This window comes from Nocardia sp. NBC_01503, assembly GCF_036327755.1.
Lineage (GTDB): Bacteria > Actinomycetota > Actinomycetes > Mycobacteriales > Mycobacteriaceae > Nocardia.
In genome coordinates this window covers 3612646-3633384 of the sequence record NZ_CP109596.1, presented here as the reverse complement: position 1 = coordinate 3633384, position 20739 = coordinate 3612646, and the positions used below count along the sequence as shown (strand labels likewise).

At 66.2% G+C, this 20739-nt stretch carries 16 protein-coding genes and 1 pseudogene; 8 read left to right on the top strand and 9 right to left on the bottom strand.

Translation table 11 applies throughout. The annotated features are described in order from the left end of the window. Positions 1 to 28: 28 nt before the first annotated feature. The 5 genes from OHB26_RS16195 to OHB26_RS16175 form a co-directional block, all read right to left on the bottom strand. On the bottom strand, positions 29 to 991 hold the full coding sequence (locus tag OHB26_RS16195; RefSeq protein WP_330184979.1) for a Ppx/GppA phosphatase family protein: 963 nt from the start codon (positions 989 to 991) through the stop codon (positions 29 to 31). A gap of 76 nt (positions 992 to 1067) precedes the next feature. Continuing rightward, complete coding sequence (locus tag OHB26_RS16190) at positions 1068 to 1619, bottom strand: DUF501 domain-containing protein (protein ID WP_330184978.1); 552 nt, start codon at positions 1617 to 1619, stop codon at positions 1068 to 1070. After that, a complete protein-coding gene (locus OHB26_RS16185) occupies positions 1616 to 2302 on the bottom strand; it encodes an FtsB family cell division protein (protein WP_330184977.1) in 687 nt (228 codons plus the stop codon). Before OHB26_RS16185 ends, OHB26_RS16190 begins: the two co-directional genes overlap by 4 nt. A gap of 108 nt (positions 2303 to 2410) precedes the next feature. Next, complete coding sequence (eno, locus tag OHB26_RS16180; RefSeq protein ID WP_330184976.1) at positions 2411 to 3697, bottom strand: phosphopyruvate hydratase; 1287 nt, start codon at positions 3695 to 3697, stop codon at positions 2411 to 2413. A 229-nt stretch (positions 3698 to 3926) separates the two neighbouring features. Further along, on the bottom strand, positions 3927 to 4685 hold the full coding sequence (locus OHB26_RS16175) for a lytic transglycosylase domain-containing protein (RefSeq protein ID WP_330185670.1): 759 nt from the start codon (positions 4683 to 4685) through the stop codon (positions 3927 to 3929). Between the two features lie 225 nt (positions 4686 to 4910). On the opposite strand from OHB26_RS16175, the gene OHB26_RS16170 reads away from it, so the two are divergent. From OHB26_RS16170 to OHB26_RS16145, 6 genes and pseudogenes are all read left to right on the top strand, one after another. Beyond that, a complete protein-coding gene (locus tag OHB26_RS16170; RefSeq protein WP_330185669.1) occupies positions 4911 to 5984 on the top strand; it encodes a TauD/TfdA family dioxygenase in 1074 nt (357 codons plus the stop codon). 33 nt (positions 5985 to 6017) lie between these two features. Further along, the gene (locus OHB26_RS16165) at positions 6018 to 6980 is read left to right on the top strand and encodes an ornithine cyclodeaminase family protein (protein WP_330185668.1); all 963 of its coding nucleotides are present in this window, start codon (positions 6018 to 6020) and stop codon (positions 6978 to 6980) included. A gap of 85 nt (positions 6981 to 7065) precedes the next feature. Further along, positions 7066 to 8460: an alanine racemase gene (locus OHB26_RS16160; RefSeq protein WP_330184975.1), complete on the top strand. Its 1395-nt coding sequence runs from the start codon at positions 7066 to 7068 to the stop codon at positions 8458 to 8460. A 71-nt stretch (positions 8461 to 8531) separates the two neighbouring features. Beyond that, positions 8532 to 9572: pseudogene (locus tag OHB26_RS16155) on the top strand (PLP-dependent cysteine synthase family protein); the annotation flags it as partial. Positions 9573 to 9871: 299 nt separating this feature from the next. Next, entirely contained in the window at positions 9872 to 11290 is a 1419-nt protein-coding gene (locus tag OHB26_RS16150) for an MATE family efflux transporter (protein WP_330184973.1), read from the top strand. Positions 11291 to 11422: 132 nt separating this feature from the next. Beyond that, a complete protein-coding gene (locus tag OHB26_RS16145; protein ID WP_330184972.1) occupies positions 11423 to 12361 on the top strand; it encodes a phosphodiesterase in 939 nt (312 codons plus the stop codon). A 52-nt stretch (positions 12362 to 12413) separates the two neighbouring features. Here OHB26_RS16145 and OHB26_RS16140 read toward each other — a convergent pair whose 3' ends face one another. Next, complete coding sequence (locus tag OHB26_RS16140) at positions 12414 to 13844, bottom strand: stealth family protein (RefSeq protein ID WP_330185667.1); 1431 nt, start codon at positions 13842 to 13844, stop codon at positions 12414 to 12416. 445 nt (positions 13845 to 14289) lie between these two features. On the opposite strand from OHB26_RS16140, the gene OHB26_RS16135 reads away from it, so the two are divergent. Then, entirely contained in the window at positions 14290 to 14781 is a 492-nt protein-coding gene (locus OHB26_RS16135; protein ID WP_330184971.1) for a hypothetical protein, read from the top strand. Positions 14782 to 14927: 146 nt separating this feature from the next. Beyond that, complete coding sequence (locus tag OHB26_RS16130; protein ID WP_330184970.1) at positions 14928 to 15503, top strand: TerD family protein; 576 nt, start codon at positions 14928 to 14930, stop codon at positions 15501 to 15503. Between the two features lie 63 nt (positions 15504 to 15566). Here the strand turns inward: OHB26_RS16130 and OHB26_RS16125 are convergent, their stop codons facing one another. The 3 genes from OHB26_RS16125 to mfd form a co-directional block, all read right to left on the bottom strand. Next, the gene (locus OHB26_RS16125) at positions 15567 to 16271 is read right to left on the bottom strand and encodes a sensor domain-containing protein (RefSeq protein ID WP_330184969.1); all 705 of its coding nucleotides are present in this window, start codon (positions 16269 to 16271) and stop codon (positions 15567 to 15569) included. Between the two features lie 110 nt (positions 16272 to 16381). Then, entirely contained in the window at positions 16382 to 17050 is a 669-nt protein-coding gene (locus OHB26_RS16120; RefSeq protein WP_330185666.1) for a MazG family protein, read from the bottom strand. A 65-nt stretch (positions 17051 to 17115) separates the two neighbouring features. After that, positions 17116 to 20733 (bottom strand): transcription-repair coupling factor, encoded by a 3618-nt coding sequence (gene mfd / locus OHB26_RS16115; protein WP_330184968.1) that lies wholly within the window; start codon positions 20731 to 20733, stop codon positions 17116 to 17118. Positions 20734 to 20739 lie beyond the last annotated feature (6 nt).

Here is a 20739-nt window from a genome sequence, read left to right as displayed (position 1 = left end):
TGCCAGGGAATCACCCCGAGCCGACGGATCAGGCGATGGAGAGGGCGATTCCATCCAGGATGTCGTGCTCACTGACGATCAACTCGGAGATTCCGGCGCGGCGGGCCAGCTCGTCGGCGAGCACCTCGGCGATCACCGCACCACCGCCGATGACATCGACCCGGCCGGGATGCATGGGACCCAGCGCGGCCCGCTCATCGTGATCCATATTGATGAGACGATCGCAGACCTTGCGCAGCTCGGTCAGCGACAGGCGGGTGAGATGCACTCGCTCCGAATCGTATTCGGGCAGGTCCAGGGCTACCGCCGCGAGCGTTGTCATGGTTCCGGCGACACCGACCCAGGTCTGCGCGCGCTCGACCGGTACCACGCCGAAAGCCTGCGCCAGGCGCTCGGAGGCGAAGAAGCGGGCCGAGGCGACCTCTTCGCGGGTGGGCGGATTGCCATGCAGGCAGCGCTCGGTAATGCGCACGCAGCCGATATCGGCGGAGTACGCCGACTGCACGCCAGCACTGTCCCCGAGCACCACTTCGGTGGAACCGCCACCCAGGTCCACGACCACGAAAGGTCCTGCCTCACTGGACAATTCGCCGACAGCGCCGGCGAAGGAGAGGCGTGCCTCCTCGTCACCGGTAATGACCTCGGCCCGCGCGCCCTCGACCGCGCGGCCCAATTCGGCCGCGGTCATGGTGAAGAAATCCTCGCGATTGCTCGCGTCGCGGGCGGCGGAGGTGGCGGTCATGCGCACCCGAGTCACCCCGGCCTCGATCATGAGATCCACGTAGTCGGCCAGTGCGACCCGCGTCCGCTCGATGGCTTCCGGAGCGAACGCACCGGTGGCGTCGACGCCCTGCCCGAGACGCACAATGCGCATCTCGCGGTGCACGTCGGTCAGCCGCGGCGCCGCTTCGGTCCCGTCCCGAACGACATCGGCGATCAGTAGTCGAATGGAATTCGTACCGCAGTCGACCGCGGCAATCCGGTCACTCATGCTGTTTCCTCTCGGCACCAGCTGGGACGCTGGGCGGTGACGCGGGCGCAGTGCGACGCCTCCCGGGCCCGCACCCTCACGCCTCGCCCGCCGAACGCGGCTCATGCTGCTCGTATTTCGGCCAGTCTGCCGGAATCGCGGTGCCGCGCAAGCCATGCTCCGCGGCCAGCGCGACCGCCTCATCGCCCAGCGGATTCACCCCGGGCCCCTTGGCCAGCGAATGCGCGATCAGCACATGCAGGCACTTCACTCGATCCGGCATACCACCACCGGCGAAATCGGTACCCAGATCCTCGATGGCATTGCGCTCGGCCAGATAGCTGTCGTACGCCGCGCGGTACCCGGCCGCCAATTCGGCGTCCCGGGTGAGCCGTTCGGTCATCTCGCGCATGATGCCGGTGGTCTCCAACCGGCTGGCCTCGGCGGTCAGCCGCGGATCGGTCAGGTAGTAGAGCGTCGGAAACGGGGTGCCGTCGGGCAGTTTCGGCTGCGTCTTCACCACGGCGGGCAACCCGTCCGGGGTGTGGTACGCGATCTCCAGTACGCCGCGCGGCTCACGCCCCAGTTGTTTGGCGACGATCTCGAGATCCCGCTCGCTGGGTGTGCGGTGGCTCTCGAACGCTGTCACCTGGGTTGTCCTTCCTCGACTGGGGCGGGCGGATTCGATGCGGGCGGCACCGGATTCGCGGGTGGGGCGGTACTGGGCTGCGGCAGCGAGATACTGCGCCACAGCTCGGTGTACCAGGGGTCCGGTTCGCGCGTCTTGACGGGCGCGGCCGGTACCGCGGGCTGTTCGATACCGGGCACCTGCACGATGTACGGGGTTTCACCGGGCATCACCACGCGCAACCGGTCCCGGGCCTCAGCCTTGATATAGGCCGGATCCTGTTGTTGCACACGACGATCGCGCAGGCGGGCGACATCGTCCTGGAGTTGTTCGCGCTGGGCGGCGAGGGAGGCGGCCTCGGCGCGCTGGCTGAAGTAGGTGCGCAGCGGTACCGCCAGGGTGAGCGCCAATCCGCAGAGCACCGCGGCCAGCAGGATCGCGCGACCGGTGGACAGGCCCAGGATCTTGCGTTCATGCCGATCGGATTTGGCCCGCGCGGAACGCTTGGCGGTGGCGGCGCCGGCGGCCGAACGGCGTTTGCCGCTTCCGCTCGCCGAGCGCGATTCGGTGCGCTTGGCCGTGGTGCGCGGTTTCGCCGCACCGGACCTCGACTTCGCCGCACCCGCCCGAGGTTTGGCGGTACGCGACGGGCGGCGGTCACCGCGTCCTGCCGGACTGGTTCCGCGCGCCCGTCGCTCCGTCATCTCACACCTCGAAACTCAGCTGTTGGAATGCCCAACTCTCGGGGGCTCTCAGGGGCTTCGCCCCTGAAACCCCTACCCCCGTCCGTCAGGGCCGGAGGTACCGATTATTCAGCCTTCGAACGCGAAACGCGGGAAGGCGACATCACCGGCGTAGCGCGCCGAGTCGCCGAGCGCGTCTTCGATGCGCAGCAGCTGGTTGTACTTGGCAACCCGCTCCGAGCGAGCCGGGGCGCCGGTCTTGATCTGACCGGAGCCGACGGCCACCGCGAGATCGGCGATGGTGGTGTCCTCGGTCTCGCCGGACCGATGGCTCATCATCGTCTTGTAGCCGTTGCGGTGCGCCAGGTCGACCGCGTCCAGGGTCTCGGTCAGGGTGCCGATCTGGTTGACCTTCACCAGGAGTGCGTTGGCCGCGCCCTTGGCGATGCCCTCCTCCAAGCGCTCCGGGTTGGTGACGAACAGGTCGTCGCCGACCAGCTGCACCTTGTCACCGATGGAATCGGTGAGCGCGACCCAGCCGTCCCAGTCGTCCTCGGACAGCGGATCCTCGATCGAGACGATCGGGTACGCCGAGAGCAGTTCGGCGTAGAAGTCGTTCATTTCGGCGGCGCTGCGGACACTGCCCTCGAACTTGTAACCCGAACCGGTGGTGTAGAACTCGGTCGCGGCGACATCGAGCGCGAGCGCCACATCGGTGCCGAGCTTGTAGCCCGCCTTGTCGATGGCGATGGCGATCAGATCCAGCGCGGCCTTGGTGCCGGCGACATCGGGGGCGAAGCCGCCCTCATCACCGAGACCGGTGGACAGGCCCTGGGCCTTGAGCACCGACTTGAGCGAGTGGTAGACCTCGGTACCCCAGCGCAGCGCCTCCTTGAAGGTGGGCGCGCCGATGGGGGCGATCATGAACTCCTGGACATCGACACCGGTATCGGCGTGCGCGCCACCATTGAGGATGTTCATCATGGGGACCGGCAGCACATGGGCGTTCGGGCCGCCCACGTAGCGGAACAGCTCCAGGCCCGAGGATTCGGCGGCGGCGCGGGCCACGGCCAGCGAAACACCCAGCAGCGCATTGGCTCCCAGACGCGACTTGTCCGGGGTGCCGTCCAGATCCAGCAGGGTCTGGTCGACGGTGCGCTGCTCGACGGCGTCGAGACCGATCACGGCCGGTGCGATCTCGTCGAGGACACCCTCGACGGCCTTCTGCACGCCCTTGCCGTTGTAACGGTCGCCGCCATCACGCAGTTCGACGGCCTCATGCTCACCGGTGGAGGCGCCGGACGGCACGGCCGCGCGAGTGAGGGTGCCGTCGTCGAGAGCGATCTCGACCTCGACAGTGGGGTTGCCACGCGAATCCAGGATCTCGCGAGCTCCGACCTGTTCGATGATGGCCACGAAACGACACTCCTTCGGCTGCTGACACGGCAGGTCGCACGGCATTCCCGTGCTGAGGCGAGCCTACTGGGTCTTTTGCCCTCCGCTTCGCTCCGGGCGGGTTCGCGGCCTTGAAGTCCCGGTTCTTCCCTCCCTCCGCTCCTCCGCTGCGCTCCCCCGCTCCACTCAGTCCAGAACCGGGACCGGCCGCGAACCTCGCAGGTTGGGCGGGTGGACTCGGGGCTTGGAATCAGGCCTCGCGGCCGACGCTGTAGGCGGCGGCTCGGTAGCGGACCTTGTTCATGTAGGCAGCGGATTGGTTGTAGGTCATCAGGGCCTGTTGCCAGCCGGGGGCGCCGGTGAGGTCGCCGCCGCTGGCACAGAGGTAACGGGCGGCGGTGAGGGCGGCGTCGTCGATATTGTCCGAATCGGCTATGCCGTCGCCGTTGGCATCCACGCCCCAGTGCTGCCAGGTTTCGGGGATGAATTGGAAGGGGCCCATGGCTCGGTCGTAGACCGGATCGCCGTCGTATTTACCTTGATCGGTGTCCGGAATGTGCGCGACATCCGGACCGCCGTCCAGCGCGATACCGCGGATCGGCGGTGAAACCTTGCCGTCGGCGGCCACTTTCGCACCGTGATAGGTGCCGTGCCGGCTCTCGACGCTGGCGATGCCCGCGATGGTGGTCCAGCCGATACCGCACTCGGGGCGGGAACGGGCCAGGACCGCGGCGGCATACCCGTACGCCTCCAGGGCCACCTGGGAGATGCCCAGTACGTCCGATTGCTCCTTCGCCCAGGTACTGAGCTGAATCGCACTGCGCCCCGGGGCATCCAGATCGATGACCGGGAGCGGTGCACCGGCGCCGGGCGGCATGGAGTCCGGTACAGGGGTGAGATTCGTTGTGCCGCAACCGGTCAGCAGTACGAGAGCGATCGCCGTGCCCAATAGGCCGACGCGGGTCACGGTGGAGCCGACATCGGCTTTGCGGGGACGCACCCTTCTCATCATCCAGATAGTTCGCTGTTCCAGCCATGAACGTGAACGGCCGCTTGCTCGAGTCGCTCGGATCGATACGCGTCGGTTACCCTCGCCGCTGACCTTTGATACCTCTCAGCTATCTTCGCAACACGCCCTTTAGGTAAGCCTTGCCAAATTTAGCGCTGCCCACTAACTTCCCACGGGTATCAAGAAACACCACGTCACCTCAGAGGCCAGGAAGGCACCCCCTTGGTGAAAAGCGTTCTCTCCGAACGTAAGACGTTTCACCCTTCAGAACTCGAACGACGCGAACTGCCACCGGAGGCCGGAGCCGCGGTTCGCGCCCTGGCAAATGAGATCGCCGTCACAGTCGGACCTAGCCAGGCGATTGCCACCACTCTCGGCGATCCGACCCTGCTGGACCACATCGACACCCGCTACATCGAATTACCCGAGGCAGTGCACCAGGCCATGCGCGCACCCGGCACCGTCGCGGGGGTGACGGTCATCGGACAGCTACCGCTCAGCGATGCCGAACTCGGACAGACACCGGTCGACTGGCGACAGGCCGCGGCATGGGCAGGAGACCCCGGGCGTGCATCGTCCAGCTTCGCCCTCGACATCACCATGCTGCTGCTCGCACGTTGCGCCGGAGAGCCTTTCGGATGGGAAGGCCAGCAGGGCGGGCGGCTCGTCAACAATATTGTCCCCACACCCGGACACGAGCAGGAACAATCCGGCGCCAGCAGCACCGTACTGCTGTGCCCGCATACCGAGGATGCCTTCCACCCCGGACGAGCCAACCTCCTGATGCTCGGATGTCTGCGCAATCCGAACCGGGTCGGCACCACCGTCTCATCGGTGCGGCGAGTGGAACTCGATGCGGCACAGCGGAATCTACTCAGCGTGCGGCGCCTGCCCATCCTGCCGGACGTCTCCTACGGCACCGACTTCCCCCGGGACCCCGCTCCCCCGGTCGCCACGCTCGGCGACGACGACGGACAGCTCACCCTGCGCTTCGATCCCGCGTACACCCCCCTCGACACCGCGGATCACGAATACCGCGCCGCCTATGACCATTTGGCCACGGAACTCGAAAGGGTTTGCATCACCGCCGCTTTGGGTCCCGGAGAACTACTACTGGTGGACAATGACGTTGTGGTGCACGGACGAGTGCCGTTCACCCCCCGCTACGACGGCACCGACCGCTGGCTCAAGCGCGTGAACATCAGGCTGCCCCGGCGCAGTCGTGCCGCGACCGAAGCCGAGGAGAACGGGTACGGCCAGCGGGTGGTGACGCCTTTCCGCACGATCGATCCGAGGTAGCCACAAGTGAGTGCCCGACCGACCCCGCTGCGTGTGCTCAGTCGCAGTGACCTGGCCAGTGTCCCGATCAGCCCCGCCGAAGTGGTGCGCGCCGTCGAGGACGCGTATCTCGCCTTCGCGGCGGGAGATTCGGACAATCCGCGCAAGCTCAGCGTCGCTCACCCCGACGGCTGGTCGGTGGCCTACGCCATGCTCGGCCGGGACGGGCGACGGCGCGTGGTGGCCATGAAGACCTCGTACAAATTCGATCCACATCACGATCGATCCACCAAGCGGTATTACACCACCATCACGCTGTACGACGACGCCACCGGTATGCCGCTGGCCATGATGGACTGCGCGCGCGTCGGCGCGCTGCGCACGCCGGCGGTCTCGGCACTGCTGGTGCGCGAGACCGCGCGGCCCGGCGCGCGCAGCGTGCTACTCATCGGCACCGGCACCCAGGGGCGAAATGCCCTGCCGCACTTGCTCGCCGCGAATCCGTATCTGAATCGGCTGATGCTCTACGGCACCCATCCCGAGGGTTTGGCGGCGGTGCGTCAGCAACTGCTGCACCATCATCCGCAGGCCGAACTGGAGTTGGTCAGCGATCCCGGCGCCGCCGCCCGCGGCGCCGACATCATTCTGGCTACCGCTGGACCCGGCACCAAGGTGGCGATCGAGGCCGATGATCTCGCACCCGGCACTACCGTGGTGCTGGTCGGATACGGCCTGGCCCCCTCCACTCTCGCCGATGCCGATCGCGTAATCGCAACCAGCGCCGAGCAAATGGCGCTCACCGGCACCGATATGGCGGGTCCCGACGGTCGACTACGCAGGGTCGACGCCGAACTGCCACAAATTCTCAACCGCCGCGCCGTCGGCCGAACATCCGACGACGAACGCATCTTCGTCTACAACAGCGGCCTGGTTCTCACCGACATCGCCGTCGCACATGCCCTGGCCACCAGGGCTATCGCCGAGGGTCGTGGGACAGAGGTACCGCTATGGGACTGAACATCGATGAAGGGACATCGCACTGACTCCCACCACGAAATCCCTGACCTTGCCGCCCGGTCTATCCGAGATCACCGCCACTCCTATGCCCGCCTACCGCGACGACTGGGAAGAGCGCCTGCTGGCGGACCCGGAACTCCTGCTTCGCATGTCCGAGGCCATCGACGGGCCATTCCACATCCTCTATCCGGCCCGGGTGGCCGAAAACATCGAGGGATTCCGAAGCGTATTCACGCGCAAGGGCGTGGACGGCGTCATCTATTACGGCAAGAAGGCCAACAAATCCGCGAGCGTGGTGCAGGCATGCGCGAGCACCGGCGTCGGTGTCGACGTCTCCAGCGTTGGCGAATTCGACGCCACACTGCACGAAGGGATCCGCGGCGAGCACATCGTGGTGACCGGTCCGGCCAAATCCGAGGCCTTACTGACGCTGGCCGCACGCCACCGGGCACTCATCGCGATCGACGAACTCGCCGAACTGAGCCGCCTGACCGCCATCGGCATTCCCGCTCGGGTGCTACTACGTGTGCTCCCGACCGGAAGCAACAGTCGGTTCGGGATGACGAGGGAAGAACTGAACGAGGCGCTGGATCGTATCGATGCCGAGTTGATCCGGTTGGAAGGCTTCAGCTTTCACCTGAGCGGCTACCGGATCGAGCCGCGCGCGGAGCTGGCGGCCGACCTGATCGGATGGTGCGGACGAGCGCGCGCACTGGGCCTTCCCGCGAATACGATCTCCATCGGCGGCGGCTTCGGCGTGGACTACGTGCCCGCCGAGGCTTGGAAAACCTTCCTGGGTGGCGTCAATCCGCGCTGGTTCCATGGCGATCAAGCGCCCACGACCGACTACTACCCCTACCACTTCCCGCACGCCGGTCCCGCGATGCTCGCAGCCGTACTCGAGCACCAAGGGTTGGCGGATAGCCTGCGCACCAATAACATCCGGCTCGTGATCGAACCCGGTCGGGCGCTGCTGGACCAGGCCGGATGCACGGTGTTCCAGGTTCAGGGTGCGAAAACCCGTCAGGCGCACGGCCTTCCCTACCGATTGCTGACGGTGAACGGCACCAGCTTCAGCCTCTCCGAACAGTGGTTCGACAGCGAATTCCTGCCGGATCCGGCGCTCTGGCCGAACCTGCCCGGTGACCTCACCCCGACCTGTGTGGGCAGTTCATCCTGCCTCGACGACGATATGCTCAGCCGGCGTCGCATCCCACTTCCACGCGCCGCGCTATTGGGCGATCTCCTCGTCTACCCCAATACGGCCGGTTATCAAATGGACAGCAATGAGTCGTCGTTCCATCAGCTACCGCTCCCGCCGAAGGTCATCGCGGTCCGGTCGGACGACGGCCGCTACCGGTTTGCCATCGATGGAAGGTACTTCGAGTGGAGCCTCGACTCGCCGTCTCCACCTAACACGCGCATGACGTATCAGCGCATTTCAGCCATTGTGAAGAGGCTGGGAATTTCCCGGTATTAGAGTACCTCTGAGTTCTGCTCCAGGGCACGGAACAGGACAAATAAACCTTCCCTCAACAAGGAGATCCTTAAATGCCGGGTGTCACGAACCGCGTGACAGACCTTATTGGCAGCACCCCCCTCTTCGAGCTGGCAGCCACGGACACCGGCACACGGCTGTTCCTGAAGCTCGAGAACATGAATCCCACGGGTGCCGCGAAAATTCGAATGGCCAGGGCCATGGTCGATGATGCCGAGGCGCGTGGAGTGCTTCGGCCCGGCGGGCACATCATCGAATCCACCTCCGGGAATACCGGTTTGGGGCTGGCGGTTATCGCGGCCGAACGCGGGTATCGCTTCACCGCGGTGGTCGATCACCATGCCTGCCGCGACAAACTTCGGACAATGAAGGCAATGGGCGCGGAACTGGTATTCGCATCCAAGGACGATGACGAAACGCTCTCCACCTCGGCCCGCGAGGAACTGGCCGAGAAATTGGCGCGCGTGGAATGCGAGGCGGCGCGGAGCGCGGGGCTCGAGCCGAACACGTACTTCACCGAACAGCACAATAATGACGCGAATCCGCTGGGTTACTACGCCCTCGCCGATGAATTGCTTGCCGATCTCGGACGGGTCGACGTGCTGATCTCCGCCGTCGGCACCGGTGGTTCACTCTTCGGCACCGGCCGACGACTGCGCGACCGCGGAGTCGAACTGCTCATGTATGGAGTGGAACCGGTGGGATCCATAGCCTTCGGTGGTCCGGCGGGTCCGTACTGGCAGTCGGGCACCGGTACCCCGGAGGGCGCTGATCCCGGCAAAACGGTGGACGAGGATCTGAGCCTGCTCGAGGACGGTGTGAAGGTCTCCGATGTGGAGGCCTTCGCCACCGCACGCGTGGTCGCCGCGAAGCTGGGGCTGATGATCGGCGGCTCCGCGGGCGGGTCCGTCTTCGCGGCGCTGCGGCGGATGGACGAATTCCCGGCCGGATCCACGGTGGTCACCATTATCGGCGACGGCGGCGAGAAGTACCTCGACACCGTCTTCGACGACGAATGGATGAGCGACCGGGATCTCCTCGATGCGGAGACCGAGAGTGCGGTCGCCGAAATGCTGGACCGCTACTCACCGGCGCGCTGCGCCACACCGGAATCCGACGAACTCTCGCGCGGCGCGGAGACGCACACCATCCTGCTGGCGTCGGACGGGCAGCCGGACACCGAACCCACGACCGGCACCCAAGCCGCCGAATTCGCCGAAAGTTCGGCGATCACCGAGCTCCCCGCGGCGAACCCGAGTTCGCTGGAGGCTGCCGAGCTGTCCGGCATCACCGAATACCGGACTCCTATCGAATCGTCCGACGTCACCGACAACTTCTTCGAAGATCACGAATTCGGAACGGCCACCGCAGTTTCCGCCGGGGCCGCGGGCAAATGAGTCTCGGCCACCGGCGATCCGATGTTGGGCGGCAAGCGCCGAGAGGGGGAGCGCTTTATTCGCTGGCCACGCCCATCGCGCTGACTCAACTCGCGCAGGTGGCGGTGTCCACCACCAATATCGCGTTGATGGGGACGCTCGGGGTGCGGCAGGTGGCGGCGGGTGGGCTGGCGCTGGTGTTGTTCAACCAGATTCGGACCATGTGCGTCGGGCTGATCACCGGGACCGGTAATCAGGTGGCGACCGTGGTCAGTCGCGGCCAGCGCGGTGGGGTGGGCGTCGAGCGGGAAGTTCGGGAGGTGGTGCGGGGCAGTTTCCTGATCGCGACCATTGCCGGATTACTCGGGGGCGCACTGCTTATCGGGCTCGGGTGGGCCCTGCGGTGGCTCGGGCAGGATGCGGCGGTGTTGGCGGAGGCACGGCCGATGATGGTCGCGCTCGCCCCCGGGCTGTTGCCCTGCTTGTGGTTTCAGGTGTTGCGGCAGTATTCGGTGGGGATGCAACGGCCGCAGGCGCTATTGCTGGTGACGCTGGGGTCGGTGGCCTTGAATGCCGGGCTGGCGCTGACGTTCATGCACGGCTGGCTGTTCCTGCCGGAGCTGGGGCTGACCGGGATCGGCGTGGCCGCCTCGCTGGTCTTCCTGATCACCTTCGGGGTGTTCTGGGCCATGGTGCGCCGGGATACGAAACTCGGTGCGACACTGCCGGTTCGGATGTGGCCGGTGCAGTGGGCCACGGTGCGCGACGAGCTGCGGCTGGGAACGCCGATCGCGCTCACCTACGGGTCCGAGGCGGGCATGTTCTCGGTGTTGGCGCTGGTCATGGGCAGTCTCGGGGCGGCGGCGCTGGCGGCGCACAATGTCGTCTATCAGATCGTGTACATCGTGTTCCAAGTGGCGATCGGGCTCTCGCACGGTGCGTCGATCCTGGTGAGCAAGGCCGTCGCGCGCGAGGAGTATCAGCACGCGCGGTCGGTGGCGTGGCTGGCGCTGCGCTTCGCGGGCATCATCGCGGCGGTCACCGGCATCGTCTATGTGGCCGCACCGGATTGGGTGCTGCACCCCTTCCTGAACGACGCCGATGCCGCCACCGTCGCACTCGCGCACACCCTGCTGTTGATCGCGATCGTGCTGCAATTCTTCGACGCCGCGCAGAATATCGGCGTCGGCCTGCTGCGCGGGCTCAAGGACACCGGGGCAGGTTTCCGACTGTCCCTGGTGGGGTATTGGATTGTGGGATTGCCCACGGCATTACTGCTCGCCTTCCCCTTGCATCTCGGGGCGGCGGGTGTCTGGTGGGGGCTGACCGCCGGTCTCGCCACCACAGCTGCCCTGATGCTGCGGCGCTACTTCACGCTGCTGCACGCGCGTGAGCAGGAACATCCACGGGTGCTGGCCGGTAGCCTCGGGCACTGAGCCGACACATAAATCTCACCTACTCGCAAGCATGCCGTCACTGGCCGCGGGCAAGCTGGAGGAAACGGCTTCGCTAGTCTGGCGGACGGAAATCGGCAAGCCGAGGGCACACACCATCCGGGGAGGATGTCCGTGTACATCGCGAGAGTCGCTGAGTACCCGAGGGCAGACCATGTGCTGTTCCACTTCAGTGATACCCATCTGATCGCCGCGGACGCCGATCTCTACGGGGACGTCGACGCGGAGGCCCGACTCGGCCAATTGCTCGGCGAGGCCGAGGCGAGTCATATCAGACCGACCGCCATTGTCTTCACCGGCGATCTCACCGACCAGGGCGAGCCAGGCGCGTACCGCAAGCTACGCGCGCTGGTCCAACCGTGGGCGGACCGCATCGGCGCACCGGTGGTCTGGGTGGCGGGCAATCATGACGATCGCGCCGCGCTACGCGTACACATGCTCGATGAAAAGGGTTCGGCCGCACCGCTGGACGCGGTGCATATGTTCGACGGACTGCGCATCATCGCCCTCGACACCACCGTGCCGGGGCACCACTACGGCGAGATCACCGACGACCAACTGGCTTGGCTGCGTCAGGTGCTGGCCGAGCCCGCGCCGTTCGGGACCATTCTGGCCATGCACCATCCGCCCATCCCCTGCGTGCTGGATCCGGCCGTGACGGTGGAGCTGCGCGATCAGCGCCGCCTCGCCGATGTGCTGGACGGTACCGATGTGCGCGCCATTCTGGCCGGGCATCTGCACTTCTCGACCAGCGCGACCTTCGCCGGTATTCCGGTCTCGGTGGCCTCGGCTACCTGCTACAGCCAGGATCTGGCGGTACGCCAGGGTGGGATTCGCGGACGAGACGGGGCACAGGCGTTCAACTATGTGCACATCTATCCAGACACGGTGGTGCACTCGGTGGTGCCCATCGGCACGGGACCCACCGTCGGCGAACCGCAGACCCCGGAGCAGGCGGCCCAGCGGCTCACCGACGCCGGGATCGTGATTCCGCCCGCCGGGGGGATTCCGCATGTGCTGCGGCGCCGGGATACCGCCACCGAATCCGGCTGAACTGGTTCCCACGTCATCCCGGCATGCTTTTGGGCGGGATGACGAGAAGGGGTCAGGCGGCGCCGGATTCGAAGGCGGCCAGTCCGCTGGTGATCGTCTCCGGCTTCTCCCACGGCGCGGGCTCCGGGAAGTAGGTCTCCAGGAACTCCGAGACAGCGCGCACCCGTTCGGCCTCGGGCACCTCCGGGAAACTGCCGTCATTGAGGCAGAAGAAATCCACATTGCGCCGCCGCAACAGACCGTCCAGCAGCGCCAGTCCGGTGTACAGCGTGGTGTCCACGTACCGCACCTTCGCCGACTCCTGCGGCACCGCGCGACCGGTGAGCAGCGCGTAGTAGTGGTACAGCGAATTGGTCACCGAGATATCGGTGGCCGCGCGGAAGCGACTGGTGCGGGTGCGCGCGAAATCCTCCGGGAACGCCTGCTCCATTTCATGAAGCACACTGCGCCGCAACGGAACCGGCGTGTGCTCCAGATGCCGGGTGATGATATGCCCGAACCTGCGCGTCAACAGCTGCCGATTCATGCGCGCGGCATTCTCGAACCCGCTGCGGCGTTCGTTATTGGCACCCGGTCCGATTCGCGTCCCCGCCTCGATATAGCGGCTGATGCCCGCCGGGGTGAAGAACATGGACGGGCGTACCGGGCGCGCGAAGAACATATCGTCATTGGAGTATAGGAAATGCTCTGATAACCCCTCGATATGCTGCAATTGGCTCTCCACCGCATGGGAATTGAAGACCGGCAGCCCGCTCGCATCGGCGAAGTGATCGATGGCGCGCACGATCGTCACCCTGGGATCGGCTGCGAGCCAATCGGGTACGCGCGAATCGGTGGCGATGAAGACGCGCCGAATCCACGGCGCGTTCTTGTACACCGAGCGCAGTGCGTACCGCAGTTCGTCGATCTGGCGGATACGGGCGTCGGCCTCATCGCCCTCGCCGACCACCACCTGCGCCATCATTCCCGCACGGCGCGCCCGGAATTCGGGATCGGTACCGTCCACCCAGGAGAAGACGATATCGATATCGAAGCCGACATCGGTGGGGTGCGGGGCGAACATGCCCTCCAGGGTCGGCCAGCTGGTGTCGTACAGCAGTACCGTGCCGTGTTCGACATCGGCGAGGTCGAAGACATTGCGGGTCAGGGCGTTCGGGCGCGGGCATTCGACGGTATCGCCGTGGTACTCCCACAGTTCGATATCCACGTGATGGGCGGTGTCCATATCGCGGCCGAGCCGGAAGACATTGTGCTGCTTCTCATTGCAGGAGAACCCGGCGACCACGGCGGCCCCGAGCACCCGCCGGAGCGCACCCCGGTGCGAGGTGTCCACCGCCAGCACCAGCCGATGATCGGAGTCACGCACCAGCAGATACGGCACCTCCGCGGCGCTGAGCTCCCCGCGCAGATAGCGCAGATCGTCGATCACCGCATCGGAGGCCACGAGATTCGCCACGCTCGCGCCTCCCACCATCGCCACCATGTCCGGCTGCTGCCCCGAACCAATTTCCACCATCACCGGTCTCCGCTCTCTCGCGCTATCACCTCACACCTGTCACCCCTGCACCGCCGCAGCACGCCCAGCTGTCGCCGGGGGCGCGAAATCCGTTGCGCGCCAGGTTTTCGTTGCTGTTGCGTTCGTCTACGCCGATCGGCGGACGATCCTTCACCGGACGGTCATCGGCCGGTTACTCGCAAGACCCCGTTTGGACGAGGGACTGTAACGAATGATGCAACCGTTATCGCTGCTAGTCAATCCATCACCCCGCAGGTCCGGAGGTATTTTCACAGCTGTAACCGACAAGAGTGACCGAAAGTTCGTTCCGGGTGGGCGTTTCGGACGCGAGCGCGTAACGGCGGCAACGGCATACACTTGCTGGCAGCACAGTCCAGCCCGCTGTGTGGTACCCGATCGTGAGGTGGGACGGATGGTAGCCGAGGCGCGGGAGCGGCAAGAGTCCTCGACGGAGGAACCGGAGACGGAACACCCCGAATTGAGCGTCCTGCCCGAGTGGCCGCTCGACACCATCGCGGTCCTGGTGACCACCGATCCGAGCCCGCACGCCATTCCGGTCTCCTGGCCGGTGCGTGCCGGGGATCGGCGGATCCTGCTGAGCCTCAAGTCCGATCGCGGTTCACTGGCGCGGCTGCGGGAGCGCCCGGCGGTGGCGCTGCTGATTCTGGGCGGCGGGAATGTCGCGCTGTGCGCGCGGGGGAACGCGGAGATCCTCGCGGACCCGATGCCCGGCGCGGACGACTACACGGCGGTGGCGATCGAGGTCGAGGTGATCGACGATCATCGGCAGTCCGCGTTCGCGGTGGCCGCCGGAATCCAGCGCGATGTGATCGATCCGACAGAATTGCGGTATCTGGAGAAACGCGTCGCGACGCTGAAATCGATGGTGTCCGAACGTAACTGAACGGTTTCCACACCCATTAATTAGGACATTTCCGACATGGTTTCGTAACCGCAACCCCGGCGCCGAAATGAACGCGCACAGCGGGTCCCCGGATCGACCATAATCGGGAAGGGATGCGGTGTGAATGCGCCGCGGGGAAGGAGATCATGTCTGTCAGCTTGGCCAAGGGTGGAAACGTTTCGCTCTCCAAACAGGCCCCGAACCTCACCAAGGTCGCCGTCTGCCTGGGTTGGGACGTTCGCACGACCACCGGCGCGGACTACGACCTGGATGCCAGCGCGATGGCCTGCGGACCGAACCAGCGGGTGCTGTCGGATGCGCATTTCGTCTTCTACAACAATCTGCGCTCGCCGGAGGGCACCATCGAGCACACCGGTGACAATCTCACCGGCGCCGGTGACGGTGACGACGAGGTGATCAATGTCGACCTGGCAGCCATGCCCCCGACGATCACCAATATCTTCTTCCCCGTATCGATCCACGAGGCCGATATCCGCAGCCAGTCCTTCGGACAGGTCCGCAACGCCTACATCCGCGTTGTCGATGCCATGACCAGCTCCGAACTGGCCCGCTTCGACCTCACCGAAGACGCCTCCACCGAAACCGCCATGGTCTTCGGCGAGCTCTACCGGCACGGCCCGGAGTGGAAGTTCCGCGCCATCGGCCAGGGCTACGCCTCCGGTCTGGCCGGTATCGCCCGCGACTACGGCGTCAACGTCTGACCGACTCCGTCGCACCGAAAAGCGCTATCCGGCCGAATCACCCGGCCGGATAGCGCTTTCTGTTCAGTTGAGCTGGCGGATTTTGGCGGCGATCCGATCGGCGACGATCGCCGAGGTGCGGGCGTCGGCGTAGGAGCAGCTCGACACCTCGATCAGGGCGTTGCCCTGGGTGCGCATGGTGTCCGAACAGACCCAGGTGCTGCCGCTGGAGGAGACCGTCCAATCGACCGAGACCGCGCCGGGGTCGGTGTTGTGCGAAACCGCCGTCACCCGCAGGACGCTCGCCTTGTCCTTGGAATCCTTGGGCGTATTGGTCACGTCCTTGTCCTTGCACTGCGCGAGGACGTCCCGGTAATGGCCGACCATGGACTCGGCCACCAGGAAGTTCTTGTACGTGGAGACGGTTTGGTAGACCGCGTGCTGGTAATTGTCGTCCGCCTCACGGAATGAGCGCAGCCGGAAGCCATTCCACTTCTCGCCGTAGGTATCCAGATCGGCGGTGTACATCATGGGCGCGCACTCGGCGGGCGAGTAGGTGAAGTTCGGAACCGTGGGAACCGTGTTCTCGAACCGCTGGGTGAGGGTGGTGGAGGCGACGATCTTGCCCACATCGTCGAGGGAGAGCATGACATCGGAGATCTTGTCCGGCGTCAGGCGGGCCATCTTCACCACCACCGGATCGGGGGACGCGACACCGCTCACAACCTTGCCGCAGCCCGTCACCGTGAACAACAGCGCCAGACATATGGCTACCGTGCGCCCCCGCATTACCCCTCCTCTGAACCCGAAACAGCAGAAGCATAGCGGGCAGGGACCGCGAACCGCCCGGCCGACGGGCAGCGATCGGATTACATCGCGATGCCGGGCGGTCGGTGCGGTCAGGCCACCGGCCAGAACGTGCGCCAATCCGCGGCCGTGAGAGGAAGCCGTTCCGCGCGAGCCACTTCCGCCGCATCCTCAGCGGCGCGAATAGCCGCGGCGAAGGCGAGTGTGGCCTTGCGCAAGCGCTCCTCCGCGCTCTCCGGACCGCCGAGTTCGACCACGCGCAGCGCCGCCGGAATCAGCTCGTCCGGCAGCCCGGCCTTACCGCTGCGCGAGCGCACCTTCTCCGCCAGCGCCAACGCGGGCTGGGCCATGGCGATACCGTCCAGACAGGAGCGGCGTGATTTCTCCGCGGTCTTGCGCTCCTCCCACGCCGCCTCCTGCGCGGCGATCTTGGATTCGATATCGGCGGCCGCGTCGATACCGTCGTCGAGCAGATGCGGACTGCGATGCGTCAGCTTGGCGACCAGCGCGGCCGCCACCTCCGCGACGGTGAATTCCCCTGCGGCCTCGGCGATTCGGGAGTGGAACAGCACCTGTAGGAGTAGATCGCCGAGCTCCTCGCGAATGGTTTCGGCATCACCGGCCTGGATCGCGTCGAGGAGTTCGTAGGTCTCCTCCAGCAGATACGGCCGCAGTGAATCGTGGGTCTGGGTGACCTCCCAGCCGCCGAAATTCCACAGCCGATCCATGACCTCGGCGGCTTCCCCGAGCGCCTCCGACATACGAGCGGCATCGGCCACCAGATCCCCACCCGAGAACGGGCCACTGCCGCTGCTGTCCGACGGGCTCATCGGGCCGCGGCCGCCTCGGGCGCGATCCTGACATCGACCGCGCCGGGTGCTTTCCCATCCAGGGCCAGTAGCAGATCGGCGACGAACTGGAGGACCTGGACGTCACGCACGCGGGCCGCGCCGACACTGTCCTCCACCCGGGGCAGCGGCAACTGCACGATGCCGGTGGCCGGACGGTAGGTCGCGTTCGGGTAGAGCCGCTTGAGCCGCAACTGTTTCGAGTCCGGCAGTTGCAGCGGCGCGACCTTCAGTGTGGTGCCGGTGACACCGATCTCGGCGATCTTGTACTCGCGTGCCAGCAGTCGCAGTTTGGCGACCGAGACCAGGCGGCCGACCTCAACCGGCAGCGGGCCATAGCGGTCGACTAGCTCCTCGACCACGGCGGCCAGGCCCGAATCATCCTGGGCTGCGGCCAATTTGCGGTAACCCTCCAGGCGCAGCCGGTCCGAGGCGATGTAGTCCGGCGGGATATGCGCGTCCACCGGGAGGTCGATCCGCACCTCGCGGATCTCCTCATCGACGGTGATCGGGCGGCCGTCGGCGGCGGCGCGATACGCCTCCACCGCCTCACCGACCAGGCGCACGTACAGATCGAAGCCGACACCCGCGACATGTCCGGACTGCTCCGCGCCGAGCACATTGCCCGCACCGCGAATCTCCAAGTCCTTCATGGCGACCGCCATACCGGCACCCAGATCCGAGTTCTGCGAAATGGTGGCGAGCCGGTCGTAGGCGGTCTCGGTGAGCGGCTTCTCCGGCGGGTACAGGAAGTACGCGTAACCGCGCTCCCGACTGCGGCCGACGCGACCGCGCAGCTGATGCAGCTGCGAAAGACCCAGCGCGTCAGCGCGTTCCACGATCAGCGTATTGGCATTGGAGATATCCAAACCGGTTTCGATGATGGTGGTCGAGATCAGCACGTCGAATTCGCGCTCCCAGAAACCCTGCACGGTCTTCTCGAGCGTGTCCTCGTTCATCTGCCCGTGCGCGATCGCCACCCGCGCCTCCGGCACCAGATCGCGAATCCGCTTGGCGGCCTTCTCGATCGAGGACACCCGATTGTGGACATAGAAAACCTGGCCGTCACGCAGCAGCTCACGGCGAATGGCGGCGGCGACCTGCTTGTCGTTGTACGCGCCCACATAGGTGAGCACCGGATGCCGCTCCTCGGGCGGGGTGAGAATGGTCGACATCTCGCGAATACCGGCCAGGCTCATTTCCAGGGTGCGCGGAATCGGCGTCGCGGACATGGTGAGCATATCCACGTGCGTGCGCAGCGCCTTGATGTGCTCCTTGTGCTCGACGCCGAAACGCTGTTCCTCGTCGATAATGGTGAGGCCCAGGTCTTTCCAGCGAATACCGGTCTGCAACAGCCGGTGCGTGCCGACCACGATATCGACCTCGCCTGAGGCCATACCCTCGGTGATCTCGCGCGATTCGGCGGCATCGGTGAAGCGGGACAGGCCCTTCACCGTGACCGGGAAACCGGCCAGCCGATCATGGAAGGTCTGCAGATGCTGTTGCGCCAGTAGCGTTGTCGGCACCAGCACCGCCACCTGCTTACCGTCCTGCACCGCCTTGAACGCGGCGCGTACCGCGATCTCGGTCTTGCCGTAACCGACATCGCCGCAGATGACGCGGTCCATCGGAACGGCCTTCTCCATATCGGCCTTCACCTCGGCGATGGCGGTGAGCTGATCGACCGTCTCGGTGAAGGCGAAGGCGTCCTCCATCTCCACCTGCCACGGGGTGTCCGGGCCGAAGGCGTGACCGGGCGCGGCCTGGCGGGCGGCGTAGAGCTGGACCAGTTCGGTGGCGATCTCGCGAACGGCCTTGCGCGCCTTGCGTTTGGTGTTCTGCCAATCCGAACCGCCCATCTTGGACAGGCTCGGCATCTCACCGCCGACATAGCGGGAGAGCTGATCGAGCGAATCCATCGGAACGAAGAGGCGATCGCCCGGCTGACCGCGCTTACTCGGCGCGTACTCGATGACCAGGTACTCGCGGCGCGCGCCGCCGACCGTGCGCTCGATCATCTCGACGAAGCGGCCGATGCCGTGCTGATCGTGCACAACCATATCCCCGGCGCGCAGTGCCAGCGGATCGACCTGATTGCGGCGCTTGGCGGCGAGCTTCTTACCCTCGCCGGGTGCGGTGACCCGGTTACCGGTGAGATCGGATTCGGCGATCACCACCAGCCCGGCATCGTCGAACATGATGCCGTCGTGCAGCGAACCGCAGAGCACCCCGACCAGTCCGCGCACCGGTTCGGCCCCGGCCTCCAGCGCGGCCGCGGGCACCTCGGCATCGGCCAGGCGCTCCAGAATGCGTTGTGCCGTACCGTGTCCCGCCACCACGATGACCGCCCGGCCACCGGTCGAGACATGTGCGCGCAGCGAGGCGAAGATGGTGGCGACCAACTCCTCCGAGCCGCGCGCCGACGGCGCGGACTGCACCGGCAGCACGATCTCGTCCGGATGATCGGCGATCAGCGGGCTCAGCGTCCACCAGGGCAGCCCGCGCTGCTCGGCATCGGCGTGCACCACATCCAGACCACGATAGGCCGAGGCCGCCAGATCCAGACCGTGCGCGCCCAGCGGCGCGGCCCCGCCGAACGACGCCGCGGTCCAGGACGCCTCCAGGAACTCCTGTCCGGTGCGCACCAGATCGGCGGCGCGGGTGCGGACCTTCTCCGGATCACACAGCAGCACATGGGTTTGCGCGGGCAGCACCTCGGTGAGCAGCTGTAGCTCACCCGGTTGCAGCACCGGCAGCAGCGCCTCCATACCCTCCACCGGAATGCCCTGGGCGATCTTCTCCAGCATCTCCACCAGGGCGGCATCGGCGGGATTCTCGGCGGCGACCTCGGCGGCGCGCTCACGAAGGGCATTGGTGAGCAACAGTTCCCGGCAGGGCTGGGCCACCGCCAGCTCGATCGGCACATCCTGGATGGAGCGCTGGTCGGCGACGGCGAAGGCACGCAGTTCGCTGATCTCGTCACCCCAGAACTCCACGCGTACCGGATGATCCGCGGTGGGCGGGAAGAGATCGAGGATGCCGCCGCGCACCGCGAACTCACCGCGCTTGCCGACCATATCGACGCGCTCGTACGCGAATTCCACCAGCCGCGCGAGCAATTCGTCGAAGTCGAACTCCGCGCCTACGCGCAGCACAATGGGTTCGAGATCGCCGAGCCCGCGCGCCATCGGCTGCATGAGTGAGCGCACCGTGGTCACCACCACGCGCAGCGGCTCCGCGTACACCGGGTCCTCGGGATGAGTCAGCCGCCGCAAGACCTGCAACCGCTTGCCGACCGTATCCGCGCCCGGAGACAACCGCTCATGCGGCAGCGTCTCCCAGGACGGGAACACCGCTACACCCGCCCCGAGCATCTCGGTGAGCTCCGCCGTCAGATCATCGGCCTCGCGCCCGGTGGCGGTCACCACCACCAGCGGCCGCTGCTCTGCAATGGTCGCGGCCACGAACGGCCGGACGGCCGACGGGGCGACCAGCATTGCCGACGCCCGCCCGATCAGGCTTTTGACCTGCTGCAACGAGGTATCGGCACCGGCCACCGCGGCCAGTCCCGCGAGAGGTGGACGTTGGCTCGACATGAGGCG